The sequence below is a fragment of the Streptomyces lienomycini genome, from assembly GCF_027947595.1.
GTDB lineage: Bacteria > Actinomycetota > Actinomycetes > Streptomycetales > Streptomycetaceae > Streptomyces > Streptomyces lienomycini.
Genome location: NZ_CP116257.1, coordinates 775402 through 788317 on the forward strand (window position 1 = coordinate 775402; position 12916 = coordinate 788317).

A 12916-nucleotide genomic window follows, 5' to 3' on the forward strand; every position below is an offset into this window, starting at 1 on the left:
GTACGGAGTGCGTACGGAGTGCGTACGCAGGGGGCGAGTACGTGCGGGGCGAGCGCGAGGGGATGCGAGGGGACCGGCACCGAACGGACGGCGCACCGGACCTACCCATCCGGTGCGCCGCCCACCCGAACCGCCCTCACATCGGCGGGTTTCCGTGCTTCCGGTCGGGCACCTCGGCGTGCTTCGCGCGCAGCATCCGCAGCGAGGTGATCAGCAGCCGCCGGGTGTCCCGCGGGTCGATCACGTCGTCCACCAGGCCGCGCTCGGCCGCGTAGTACGGGTGCATCAACTCCTCCTTGTAGGAGGCGATGAGCCGGGCCCGCTCCGCGTCCGGATCGCTCGCGGCGGCGATCTCCCGCCGGAAGACGACGTTGGCGGCGCCCTCCGCGCCCATCACCGCGATCTCGTTGGTGGGCCAGGCGAAGGACAGGTCCGAGCCGATCGAGCGGGAGTCCATGACGATGTACGCCCCGCCGTACGCCTTGCGCAGGATCAGCTGGATCCGCGGCACGGTCGCGTTGCAGTACGCGTACAGCAGCTTGGCGCCGTGCCGGATGATGCCGCCGTGCTCCTGGTCGACCCCGGGCAGGAAGCCCGGCACGTCCAGCAGCGTCACCAGCGGGATGTTGAAGGCGTCGCAGGTCTGCACGAACCGCGCGGCCTTCTCCGAGGCGTGGATGTCCAGGACCCCGGCCTGGGTCTGCGGCTGGTTGCCGACGATGCCGACGACCTGCCCGCCCAGTCGCGCCAGGGTGCACACCACGCTGCCGGCCCACGCGGACTGCACCTCGAAGTGCTCCCCGTGGTCGGTGATCTCCTCGATCACCCGGCGGATGTCGTACGGCCGCGACGGGTCCTCGGGCACCAGGTCGAGCAGTGCCTCGCAGAGCCGGTCGTCCGGGTCGGTGCCGTCGCCCGGCGGCGGCAGCTCCCGGTTGTTCTGCGGCAGCAGCGACAGCAGGTAGCGCACCTCCTCCAGACAGGTCGCCTCGTCGTCGTACACGAAGTGGGCGACGCCCGAGAGCGAGGCGTGCGGGTCCGCGCCGCCGAGCCCGTCCTGGCTGATCTCCTCCCCGGTGACCGCGCGGACCACGTCCGGCCCGGTGATGAACATCTGGGAGGTGCCGCGGACCATGAACACGTAGTCGGTCAGGGCGGGGGAGTAGGCGGCGCCGCCCGCGCACGGGCCGAGCATCACGCTGATCTGCGGGATGACGCCCGAGGAGCGGGTGTTGCGGCTGAAGATGCCGCCGTACCCGGCCAGCGCCGTCACCCCCTCCTGGATGCGGGCGCCCGCACCGTCGTTCAGGCTGACCAGCGGTGCCCCGGCGGACGCGGCGAGGTCCATCACCTTGTGGATCTTCTGGGCGTGGGCCTCGCCGAGCGCCCCGCCGAAGACGCGGAAGTCGTGGGCGTACACGAAGACCGTGCGGCCGTTGACCGTGCCCCAGCCGGTGATCACCCCGTCCGAGTACGGCCTCTTCGCCTCCAGTCCGAAACCGGTGGCACGGTGCCGGCGCAGGCCCTCGATCTCGGTGAACGAGCCCTCGTCCAGCAGCAGCGCGATCCGCTCGTGCGCGGTCAGCTTGCCGCGGGCGTGCTGCCGCTCGGTCGCCCTCGGGTCGGGCCCGGTCAGCGCCTGCTGCCGGATGCGCCGCAGTTCGGCCAGCCGGCCGCTGCCCGCGCTCAACCCGCGCCCGTCCACCGGGACGTCGACGGCGTCCTGCGCGCTCTCCGGCGTGCTCTCCTGCGTGCTCTCCTGCGAGACGACGGTCACCGCGGTCCCCTCCTCAGCCGGTCGAACCAGGCCATCGCGAGGAACACGTCGCCCTCGATGCGCAGCGCGTCCGTGGCGAAGGCCAGCGAGCCGGCCAGCTCACCGAGGGCCAGCCGGGTCAGGTCCGCCTGGCTGATCAGCACGGTGGCGTTGGGCGGGCCGGGCGCGTCCCGCAGCACGGCGTCGCCCGCCTGGGTGCTGGTGACGTAGCGCGTGCGGATGCCGGACGGGGTCGTCACGACGAAGCGGAACACGCCGGGCCGGCCGGGCGGCCCGGATCCGGCACAGCACCAGTCGAAGAGCTGGTCGAGAGACTGTTCCGCTTCGATCCTCAGGTCCGCGGCCGTCATGGGCCCTCCCCCTCTCTGCGGTGCGGGACGTGCCCACGGCACGCCCCTGACGAAAGAAGTCTTCGAGCCGACCATGCCGCCCGCCTCTGTCCGGCGACTGGACGGCCACTGGACGGGCCCCGGTCGTGGACCGGTCGGGAATGTGTGTGAATTTCTCACGGAGGGCCGGTGAGGGCGGCACTGTGCCCGGGGCGGCGCGGCCCGCATGCTGAATGTCGTCCGCACCGGGCACCACATCTTCGAAGCAGGAGCCTCCCATGACGCACTTCGGTCAGGTCGTCACGCAGGAAAGCCGCTCCGTGATCACTCCTCAGCACCATCAGGAGACCTTCCTCCCGTACAGCGCCCAGGACGAACCCATGGACCTGGTCATCGAAGTACTGACCGCGCCGCACACCGGGCCCGCCGTCTTCAGCCTCTGCTATGCGAGCAACTCCGGCTCATGAACGGAGCCCTGATCGGCTTCCGGCGCCACCTCCGTGCGGAGGTGGTGCCGGACGACGCCACCTACCTGATCTCCGAGCACGGGATCACCGCCATCAGAGCGCCCCACCTGGAAGCGGTGGCACCGCTCCTGGACGGCAGCCGCGACCTGCCCGCCCTGCTGCGGGACAGCCCCGAGGCGCTGTCCGCCGAGCGCCTGACGGAGCTGCTCACCCAGCTCGCCGACGCCGGGTTCATCGAGTACCGGGAGCACCTGTGCTCCGAGCCGGCCGACCCCAGCGCCGAGGCCTACTGGGAACTCGCCGGCCTGGAGGGGCAGCGCACCTGCCGGCGGACCGCGGCCACCGCGGTGGAACTGCGCGTCGTCGGCGACCTGGACGTCGGCCACGCGGTGCGCGCGCTCAGCCACTCCGGGCTCGCCGTCGCCACCGGACCGGCCCCCGAGGCCGCCCTCACCCTGGTCGTCTGCGACGACTACCTCGCCCCCGAACTCGCCGGCATCGACGCCGAGCACCGGGCGAGCGGCCGGCCGTGGCTGCTCGCCAAGCCGAGCGGCGCCACCGTCTGGGTCGGCCCCGTCCTGCGTCCCGGCGCGGGCGCCTGCTGGTCGTGCCTGTCCCATCCGATCCGCCGGCACCGGGGCGTCGAGTCCCAGGTCGGCGCCGCCCTCGGGCGCCCCGGTCCGGTGCCGGGGCCCGTCGCCGGGATCTCCTGCACCGTGGGCGCCGGACTGCACATGGCCGCCCTGGAGGCCGTCAAGTGGCTGGCCGGCTACCAGTCGGGCCAGGACCGGCTGATCACCTTCGACACCCTGACCCTGGACTCCCGCCACCACGCGGTGCGCCGCCGCCCCCAGTGCCGGGAGTGCGGCGACCCCGGTCTCAACACCGAGCGCGTCCTGGCGCCGGTCGTGCCGCGCTCCCGCCCCAAGGCGCCGGGCGGCAACGGGGGCCACCGCTCCCGCCCCGCCCAGCAGATGCTCGACACGTACCGCCATCTCGTCAGCCCGGTCACCGGGGTCGTCACCGGGATCACCCGGGTCCAGGGCGGCCCCGCCTTCCTCAACAGCTTCAGCTCCGGACCCAACCCGGTCTCCGGCGGCCCCGGACTGACCGGGCTGCTGGGCGGCCTGCGCCAGATCAACGGCGGCAAGGGCGTCACCGCCCTGGACGCCGAGGTCAGCGCGCTGTGCGAGGCCGTCGAGCGCTACTCCGGGTGCCTGCTCGGCGAGGAGTACCGGGTCAGGGGGCGCTACCGGGACCTCGACGGGCTCGCCGTGCACCCGGACGCCTGCCAGCTGTTCGCCGACGACCAGTTCGACGACCGGGACGCGTGGAACGCCGCGCACTCCGGCTTCCACCACGTCCCCGAGCGCTTCGACGAGGACGCGGAGGTCGACTGGACCCCCGTCTGGTCGCTCACCGGCCGGCGTCACGTGCTGCTGCCCACGGCCCAGCTGTACTTCGCCACCGCCGCCGAACGCCGGCACCCCGTGGCGGGCCGCCGGTTCGTGCACGCCGACTCCAACGGCAACGCGGCCGGCAGCAGCACCGAGGACGCGATCCTCCAGGGCTTCCTCGAACTCGTCGAACGCGACGCCGTCGCCCTGTGGTGGTACAACCGCGTCCGGCGGCCCGGCGTCGACCTGCACGCGGCGGCCGACCCCTGGACCGAGGAGCTGATCGAGGTCCACCGGGGGCTGGGCCGCCAGGTGTGGGCGCTCGACCTCACCTCCGACCTCGGCATCCCCGTCTTCGCCGCCCTGTCCCGCCGCACCGACAAGGCGGCCGAGGACATCGTGTTCGGCTTCGGCGCGCACCTCGACGCGCGGACCGCCCTGCGCCGGGCGCTGACCGAACTGAACCAGCTGCTGCCCGCCGTGGTCGGGGCCCGCCCGGACGGCGGCGGGTACGGCCTCGACGACCCCGAGCTGACCCGCTGGTGGCGCGGCGCGACACTCGGGAACCAGCCCTACCTGCGTCCGCTGCCGCCCCGCGCGGGCCCGCTCGCCGAGCTGTCCTTCCCCACCGCCCCCGACCTGCGCGACGACCTCGACGCCGTCACCGCGCTGATGCGGGAACGCGGACTGGACCTGCTCGTCCTCGACCAGACCCGCCCCGACGTCGAACTGCCCGTCGTCAAGGTCGTCGTCCCCGGCCTGCGCTCCTTCTGGGCGCGGTTCGCCCCGGGCCGGCTCTACGACGTCCCGGTCGCCCTGGGCTGGCGGCCGGAGCCCGTGGCACGGGCCGACCTGAATCCCGTGCCGCTCTTCGTGTGACCCTCACCCCCCCAGGAGCAGACCGTGGTGCATGCCACCCTCATCGACGAGCACGATCGTCCGGAAGCGATCACGACCCTGTGGTCCCTGCGCGAGGACGTCCGTGTCGAGACGTTCGAGGACGGCGATGCGGTCGAACTCCACAGCCGCTGGTCCGACCTGAGAGTGCGCAACCCCGAGCCGGGGCTCGTCGAGACGCTGCGCCGCATGAGCCTCGGCCCGGTCAGCCTGGACAACGTCTCCGCCGGCCGTGCCGAGGGCACCCCCCGGTCCTGGCAGCGCGCCCTGCTGCGGCTCCAGGACCTGGTGGTGCGCTCGCTGGCGTTCGCCGGCAGCGGGCAACTGCTGCTGTCGGCCGTGCCGCTCACCCACACCGCCCGCTTCGCCCCCGAGCCGCCGCCGGACGACGCCCTGCTGAAGCTCTCCCGGTTCGCGCTGCTGCGGTGCGAGGGGGACCTCTTCAGGCTGGAGTCGCCGCTGTCCCTGCACCGGGTGGTGCTGCACCGTCCCGAGGCCCAGTGGGTGGTCTCCGCCCTCGCCCGGCCGGTCACCGCGGCGAAGGCCGGCGACGGACTGCCGCTGGCCGCCTCCGTGGTGCGGGAGATCCTCGGCTACCTCGTCGGCACCGGCATGGTGCTGGTGGCCCAGACCCCGGAGGGCGACTTCGACGAGGACCGGGACCCCGTGCTGCGGACCTGGTCCGTCCACGACATGCTCTTCCACACCCGTTCCGTGCTCGGCCGCGACGACGGCGACTACGGGGCGACCTTCGCGCACGCCGCCCGGCTCGCCCCGCAGCCCGCCGTCAAACCCCCGCCGTCCGGGCCGGTGTTCGCGCTGCCCAGGCCCGACCTGGACGACGTGCTCGACCGGGACCCCCGGTTCACCAGCGTGCTGGAGGGACGGCGGTCCGGGCGCGAGTACGGACCGGCGCTGGACCTGAGCACGCTCGGCGAGTTCCTCTACCGCACCGCCCGGGTCCGCTCCCTGGGCACGGTCGGCTCCGGCGAGACCGCCTACCCGGCCACCGACCGGCCGTACCCGACCGGCGGGGCCGTATACGATCTGGAGCTCTACCTGACCGTGCGGGACTGTCCGGAACTGCCCACCGGCATCTACCACTACGACCCGCAGGGCCACCGCCTGGTCCTGGTCGACGACGCCCCCGCGGCGGTCGGGACGCTGTCCCGGGGCGCCATGGCCGCCGCCGCGCTGTCCGCGCCGCCGCCGGTGCTGATCACGCTGACCTCCCGCTTCCAGCGGCTGTCGTGGAAGTACAGCGGACTGACGTACTCCCTGGTGCTCAAGCACGTGGGGGCGCTCGTCCAGACGTTCTACCTGGTGGGCACGGCCATGGGGCTGGCGGGCTGCGCGGTGTGCAGCGAGGACATCACCGCGTTCACCGGGGCGCTCGGCCTGGACTGGCGCACCGAGTCCCCGGTGGGCTCCTTCGTGCTCGGCCCCGCGCCGGCCGGCCGGAACGGCTCGGGACCCCCGCTCGGAGCGGACCGGGTCGGCGTCAACAGCCCTGACTGGGGCGCGCGTTCGGCGCCGGCGCGGCGTGGCTGACATGTGGTGGAGGGCGCGGCAAGGCCCTCCCCCGCGGCCCGTCTCCGATCTAGTATGACGCCACGGATGTGAGAAATCGACGGGGAGTGTGGGGATGCCGCGCGGACTTCTGCGTTCCGCTGGACAGCAACGCGACACCCTTCCACCACAGCTCGCCTTCAGCATCGTCCTGATGGTGTTGTTCGGGTTCGTCCTGATCGCCGTGCTCAACGTGATCGGCCAGGACCCCGCCCCGTGGCTGCTGACGGCCTGCGTCGCCTCCAGCGCCGTACTGGTCACCCTCCAGGCCGTGCACAGTGCCCCGGGCACGGAGCGGCTCCGGGAGAGGTACGGCCTGTGGACGCTGTCCCTCCAGGCCGTCCTGACCTACGTCCCGATGCTGTTCGTCGGCTCCACCTGGGGCGGCATGGGGGGCTTCCTCGCCGGGTCGTGTCTGCTGCTCATCGCCGCCCCGGTGTGCTGGGTGGCGTTCGGCACCGTCGTCGCGGTCACGGGGCTGGCCGCGGTCCTGGAGGGCACCGACTGGGTGGACTCCTCGTACCTCGTGGTCTCCACGGTGCTCACCGGGCTGATCGTGTACGGGCTGACCCGGCTGTCGAACCTGGTGACCGAGGTCTACCAAGCACGTGAGGAACTGGCGGAGATGGCGGTCCACCGGGAGCGGCTGCGGTTCGCCCGGGACCTGCACGACCTGCTGGGCTTCGGCCTGTCCGCCATCACCCTCAAGAGCGAGCTGACGATCCGGCTGGTGGCCACCCGGCCCGAGCGGGCCCGCGAGGAGCTGGCCGCCATCCTCCAGATCTCCCGGCAGGCCCTGGCCGACGTGCGGTCGGTCGCCCGCGGCTACCGCGAGATGTCGCTGGCCGCCGAGGCCGCCTCCGCCGAGGACGTGCTGACCGCGGCGGAGATCGACGCCCGGATCGACCTGGACTGCGGTCCGGTGTCCGCGCAGGTCGGCACGGTACTGGCCACGGTGATCCGCGAGGGCGTCACCAACGTGCTGCGGCACAGCAAGGCGCAGCACTGCGTCATCGAGGCCGGCGCGGTCGACGGCCCCGGCGGCGGCCTGATACGCCTGCTCCTCGCCAACGACGGCGCCGACGAGACCCGCCGCACCGGATTCCAGGACGGCGGCAGCGGCCTCGGCAACCTCCGCACCCGGGTCGAGGAGATCGGCGGCACGCTGACCGCGGGAGCGGCCGAGGAGGACTGGTTCCGCCTGGTCGCCGAGGTCCCCCGGGTCACGACGGCACAACCGCCCGCCGCCGCCTGACCCTCCCGCCCCGACCTAGGTCAGCCAGCCGTTGTCCTTGGCGATGCGGATCGCGTCGAGCCGGTTGCGCGCGTTCAGCTTGGTGACGGCGCTGGTGAGGTAGTTGCGGACGGTGCCGATGGAGAGGAAGAGCTGGGTCGCGATCTCCATGGCCTCCGCACCGCCGGCCGCCAGCTTCAGTACCTCGATCTCCCGCCGGGTCAGCGGGCTCTCCTCGAACTCCCATGCGGCGAGTGCGAGTTGCGGATCGATCACCCGGCCGCCCGCGGCCACCTTGCGCACCGCGTCGGCGAGCTGGTCCGGCGGCGCGTCCTTCAGCAGGAACCCCGACACCTTCGCCGCCATGGCCCGCCGGAAGGTACCGGGGCGGCCCAGGCTGGTCAGGATCAGCACCTGGCACTCCGGCACCGCCGTGCGCAGCCGGTCGGCGGCGCTCAGCCCGTCCAGCCCCGGCAGGTCGATGTCCACGATGGCGACGTCCGGACGCAACTCCTGGACGGTCGGCACCAGTTTGTCCCCGGAATCGAACTGCGCGACCACCTTGAGGTCGGACTCCATTTCCAGCAGCGCCACCAGGGCGCCGCGTACCATGTGCATGTCCTCGGCGATCACGATACGGATCAAGCCAACCTCCCCCGCCGGAACGGCTGTTGCCGCTCACGCCTCCATCCGTATGGTATTCGAACGCCGGTGGGCCCCGGGCGTATTCGCCCGCCCGCCGTGTCGCTCGGGCCCCGGGCGGTGTGCACCGCGGCGGCCGTGAATCTTTCATACCCGGGCCCTGACGGGACCACTGCGGACCGGGGGACGCCTGCACTGTCGGCCGGGGTGCCGCGCGTGGGACCGTCGTCCTACTTCGTTCGGTACGGGGGGCTGAAGCGCCTCGTGCGTCCCTTCCTAGCCACCTGGGGACCAGATGGACATCACCCTGCTGGGACCGCTCAACGCGGACACGGACGGTTCTTCGGTCCTGCCGTCCGCGGCCAAGACGCGCCAGGTGCTGGCCCTGCTGGCGCTGAACGCCAACCGCGTGGTCCCCGTGCCGATGATCATGGAGGAGCTCTGGGGACACCACCCGCCGCGCACCGGGGCGGCCACGCTCCAGACCTACATCATGCGGCTGCGCCGGCTGATCGCCGCCTCCGTCCGCGGACGCTGCGACGCCAAGGAGATCCTGGAGTACCGGCACGGCGGCTACTGCCTCGTCGCGCCCACCGCCTGCGTCGACGTGCTGGAGTACGAGCGCCTGGCCGCCGAGGGGCAGCGGCTCTTCGACACCTGCGAGGACGAGACCGCGGTGAAGGTGTTCCGCGAGGCGCTCGACCTGTGGCGCGGACCGGCGCTCGCCGACATCCGCTGCGGCGCGCTCCTCGAGATCGACCGGGTGCGCCTGGAGGAGAGCCGGCTCGGGGTGCTGGAGCGCCGCATGGACGCCGAGCTGAACCTCGGCCGACACGCCGAACTGCTGACCGAGCTGGTCGCCCTGACGGCCCGCCGGCCCCTGCACGAGGGGCTGCACGCCCAGCACATGATCGCGCTCTACCGCTCCGGCCGCCCCTCGGAGGCGCTGGCGGCCTTCACCAAGCTGCGGCACCGCCTGGTGGAGGACCTGGGCATGGACCCCTCGCCCCGGCTCCAGCGGCTGCACCGGGCGATCCTGGGCGGGGACCTGCTCCTCGACCACCAGCAGCGCGGCCCCGGCCGCCGGGTCCTGGACATGTTCGCCGCGTGAGCGGGACGCGGCGGCCGGCCGTCACAGCTTGCGCAGGCTGAGCCGCTGCACCTTGTGGTCGGGGCCCTTGCGCAGCACCAGGGTGGCCCGGCCCCGGGTGGGGGCCACGTTCTCCACCAGGTTCGGCTTGTTGATGGTGCGCCAGGTGGTGCGGGCGTAGTCGAGCGCCTCCTCCTCCGACACCTGGGTGTACTTGCGGAAGTACGAGGACGGGTTCTGGAACGCCGTCTCGCGCAGCTTCCTGAACCGGCTGAGGTACCAGTGCTCGATGTCCTCGGTCCGGGCGTCGACGTACACGCTGAAGTCGAAGTAGTCGGCGAGCCCCACCCTGGTCCGGCCGTCCTTGCCGGGCAGCGCGGGCTGCAGCACGTTGAGGCCCTCGACGATCAGGATGTCCGGGCGGCGCACGACGAGCCGCTGGTCCGGGACGATGTCGTAGATGAGGTGGGAGTAGACCGGCGCGGTCACCTCCGCCTTGCCCGCCTTGATGTCGGCGACGAAGCGGGTCAGCGCCCGCCGGTCGTACGACTCGGGGAAGCCCTTCCGCGACATCAGGCCGCGCGCCTCCAGCTCCCGCGTCGGCAGCAGGAAGCCATCGGTCGTGACCAGTTCCACGCGCGGATGCTCGGGCCAGCGGGACAGCAGCGCCTGGAGCAGGCGGGCGACGGTGGACTTGCCGACCGCGACCGAGCCGGCGACCCCTATGACGAAGGGGGTGCCGGACTGGGAGCCCTGTTCGCCGAGGAACGTGTTCAGCGCGCCGCGCAGGCCGTCGGTGGCGCCCACGTAGAGGTTGAGCAGCCGGGACAGCGGGAGGTAGATGTCCCGCACCTCGTCGAGGTCGATGACGTCGCCGAGGCCGCGCAGCTTCTCCACCTCCTCGGCGGTCAGCGGCAGCGGCGTCTTGTCGCGCAGCGCGCTCCACTCGGGGCGGGTGAGGTCGACGTAGGGAGTCGCCTCCGGCCGGGACCGGTGGGCGCTCCGGGGTATCGAGGGGACCGGAGAGATCACAGTCCATTGTTAACGGAGTACGAACGGGACGGCAGGTGGGCTGTGTCACGTCGGCCGGTCCGCGGTGGTCCGGTGGGCCCCGACGGGGCACGTCGGAGATCACGGTCGGGTCTCGGGTGACCAGTTATCGATCGTACGTACGAACGCCCTGGGTAAGGTGCGGGCAAAGTCGACCGGATCTCATCACTGGCCTCGACGTGACTCGACAGATTCCGACGCGAGTCGACATCCCCTGAAGTGAACCGACGAAAGAGTACTGCCGTGAGCTCGACCGCTGTCCGCCGTACCGCCCTCGCGGCCTCCGCCGCCGCCCTGGCCCTGCTCGCCACCGCCTGCGGCGGGTCCTCCGACGACGACTCCGCGGCCGGTGACGACAAGGCGAAGGCCGAGCAGTCCGCCCCGGCGGAGGGCGCCGAAGGGTCCGCACCGGCGGGCAAGGCGCTGACCGCCGCCGAACTGGAGAAGGTCGCCCTCGCCCAGGCCGACGTCAAGAACGGCGAGGTCGCCACCGAACTGTCGGCGGAGGACCAGGTGGCCAAGGACAAGATCTCGGCGGACAACGAGGCCTGTCTACCGCTCGTTCACGTCCAGGGCGCGGTGGCCCAGGGCGAGCCGGCGGCGGACGTGCAACGCTCCTGGCAGGGCCAGTCGGAGTCGCCCTCCGAGAGCAAGGGCCCGGACGGCCAGGACATGACCGACATCGACGTGAACGAGATCCTGATCAACGTCGCCTCCTACGCGGACGGCGGCGCCGAGCAGGCGGTGGCGGGGCTGAAGACGGCCGTCGAGAAGTGCGCGGGCGGCTTCGAGGCCACCGTGGGCAGCGACAAGATGCGGGTCACCGAGGTGAGCGGCTTGGATCGCCTCAAGGGCGGTGACGAAGGGTTCACCGTCGACATCGGTGTGGCCACCGGCGGGGACAGCAGCGGGCTCATGAAGCTCGTCGTGGTCCGCAAGGGCGCCACCCTGGCCACCTTCAGCGCGGTCAACCTCTCCGCGATGATGACCGGCGCGGAGTTCGAGGTGCCCGCGGACGTCGTCGACGCCCAGGTCGCCAAGCTCGGCTGACCCCGGGCGCACGGGGCCGGGCGCCTGCTGCGGGGCGATTCGGCGAGTCGGCTATGGTTCCGCAGTGCGGCGCCTGTGGCCGGTGCGACTGAGCAGCCGGGCCGAGGGGTCCGCGGGACCGGGGCGGCCAGGGGGGCCCGTCCGTCGCCGGTCCGAGTGGAACGCCGCCCTGTCAGCGAGGACGACACCGGAACGGTGGAGCATGACCCAGACGGATCGAATAACTGTCGTCGGCGAGGCCCAGGGGGGATCCGGGCCGGGATCGGGGGCGGAGGCGTCCCTGCCGGAAGCGGCGCGCGTGCCCGTCGCCGCCGGCAAGCCCGTCCGCGGCAGCAACCGGCTCGCCGCGCTGGACGGGCTGCGCTTCCTCGCGGCGCTGGCGGTGGTGCTCTACCACTTCGTCGGCCAGAAGCCCAAGACGATGGAGGTCTTCTGGGGGCAGCCGTACACGGAGGTCTTCCCCGACGCCCACGGGTACTTCGCGTACGGACAGTTCGGCGTCGACCTGTTCTTCCTGATCAGCGGCTTCGTGATCTGCATGAGCGCGTGGGGCCGGACCCCGCGTGACTTCTTCATCTCGCGCGTCACCCGCCTCTACCCCATGTACTGGGTGGCGATCGCGGTCTCGGCGTGCGTGCTGTTCTTCGTCAGCAACCCGTTCGCGGACCGCGACCCGCGCATCATCTTCGCCAACCTCACCATGCTGCAGCGGCCGCTGGGCGTCGCGAACCTGGACGCGGTGTACTGGACGCTCTGGCCGGAGCTCTGCTTCTACCTGACCTTCTCGGTCGTGGTCTGGAAGGGCCTCACCTACCAGCGCGTGGTGATCTTCGCCGGGCTGTGGACGGTGGCCGCGGTGCTCGCCCCGGCCGTCGACCTGCCGCTGCTCACCCTTCTGGTCAACCCGCAGTCGGCCCCGTACTTCATCGCCGGCATGGCCTTCTACCTCATGTACCGCTTCCGGCCGACGCCGCTGCTGTGGGGTGTCGTCGCGATGTCGTGGCTGCTGGCGCTGCACTTCCTGCTGGCCCCGCACGGCGGCCGCATCAAGTGGGACATCTGGTCACCGTCGTACAGCTCGCTGGTGATCGTGACCACGGTGTTCTTCGCACTGATCGCCGCGATCGCGCTCGGCTGGTCCAGCAGGATCCGCTGGCGCTGGCTGACCGTCGCGGGAACGCTGACCTTCCCGCTCTACCTGCTGCACGACATCATCGGCATCACCCTCCTGCACCGCTACGCCGACCGGGTCGACCCGTGGGTGCTGGTCGGGTCGATCACGGCGGGCCTGGTCGTCCTGTCGTACGTCGTCCAGCGCTTCGTCGAGCGCCCCGTGGCCGTGGCCACCCGGCGGTGGCTCAAGAGCGCCGACTTCGGCTGGAAGCAGCCGGCGCGACGCCGCTGACGGCGACCG

Annotated in this window: 11 protein-coding genes; 7 read left to right on the top strand and 4 right to left on the bottom strand. The window is 72.2% G+C overall.

Features of this window, described 5'->3' with window-relative positions; all coding sequences use genetic code 11:
• Positions 1-136 precede the first annotated feature (136 nt).
• Both BJ961_RS03775 and BJ961_RS03780 read right to left on the bottom strand, forming a co-directional pair.
• Positions 137-1705, bottom strand: a complete 1569-nt coding sequence (locus tag BJ961_RS03775) for an acyl-CoA carboxylase subunit beta (RefSeq protein ID WP_271416953.1) — start codon at positions 1703-1705, stop codon at positions 137-139.
• A gap of 68 nt (positions 1706-1773) precedes the next feature.
• A complete protein-coding gene (locus tag BJ961_RS03780; protein ID WP_271319876.1) occupies positions 1774-2127 on the bottom strand; it encodes an SCP2 sterol-binding domain-containing protein in 354 nt (117 codons plus the stop codon).
• 257 nt (positions 2128-2384) lie between these two features.
• On the opposite strand from BJ961_RS03780, the gene BJ961_RS03785 reads away from it, so the two are divergent.
• The 4 genes from BJ961_RS03785 (at position 2385) to BJ961_RS03800 (ending at position 7691) form a co-directional block, all read left to right on the top strand.
• Entirely contained in the window at positions 2385-2573 is a 189-nt protein-coding gene (locus BJ961_RS03785; protein WP_271319877.1) for a hypothetical protein, read from the top strand.
• On the top strand, positions 2570-4849 hold the full coding sequence (locus BJ961_RS03790) for a TOMM precursor leader peptide-binding protein (protein ID WP_271319878.1): 2280 nt from the start codon (positions 2570-2572) through the stop codon (positions 4847-4849). The genes BJ961_RS03785 and BJ961_RS03790 overlap by 4 nt, the downstream gene beginning before the upstream one ends.
• Positions 4850-4873: 24 nt before the next feature.
• Positions 4874-6418: a SagB/ThcOx family dehydrogenase gene (locus BJ961_RS03795; RefSeq protein ID WP_271319879.1), complete on the top strand. Its 1545-nt coding sequence runs from the start codon at positions 4874-4876 to the stop codon at positions 6416-6418.
• A gap of 172 nt (positions 6419-6590) precedes the next feature.
• The gene (locus BJ961_RS03800; protein WP_271319880.1) at positions 6591-7691 is read left to right on the top strand and encodes a sensor histidine kinase; all 1101 of its coding nucleotides are present in this window, start codon (positions 6591-6593) and stop codon (positions 7689-7691) included.
• A 15-nt stretch (positions 7692-7706) separates the two neighbouring features.
• Here the strand turns inward: BJ961_RS03800 and BJ961_RS03805 are convergent, their stop codons facing one another.
• A complete protein-coding gene (locus BJ961_RS03805) occupies positions 7707-8315 on the bottom strand; it encodes a response regulator transcription factor (RefSeq protein WP_271319881.1) in 609 nt (202 codons plus the stop codon).
• A 292-nt stretch (positions 8316-8607) separates the two neighbouring features.
• On the opposite strand from BJ961_RS03805, the gene BJ961_RS03810 reads away from it, so the two are divergent.
• A complete protein-coding gene (locus BJ961_RS03810) occupies positions 8608-9423 on the top strand; it encodes an AfsR/SARP family transcriptional regulator (RefSeq protein WP_271319882.1) in 816 nt (271 codons plus the stop codon).
• Positions 9424-9444: 21 nt separating this feature from the next.
• Here the strand turns inward: BJ961_RS03810 and coaA are convergent, their stop codons facing one another.
• The gene (coaA, locus tag BJ961_RS03815) at positions 9445-10434 is read right to left on the bottom strand and encodes a type I pantothenate kinase (protein WP_271319883.1); all 990 of its coding nucleotides are present in this window, start codon (positions 10432-10434) and stop codon (positions 9445-9447) included.
• A 261-nt stretch (positions 10435-10695) separates the two neighbouring features.
• Between coaA and BJ961_RS03820 the strand changes: the two genes are divergently transcribed.
• A complete protein-coding gene (locus BJ961_RS03820) occupies positions 10696-11502 on the top strand; it encodes a hypothetical protein (protein ID WP_271319884.1) in 807 nt (268 codons plus the stop codon).
• A 202-nt stretch (positions 11503-11704) separates the two neighbouring features.
• Positions 11705-12907 carry an acyltransferase family protein gene (locus tag BJ961_RS03825; RefSeq protein WP_271319885.1) on the top strand — a complete coding sequence of 401 codons (1203 nt, stop codon included), beginning with the start codon at positions 11705-11707 and terminating at the stop codon, positions 12905-12907.
• Positions 12908-12916: the final 9 nt, after the last annotated feature.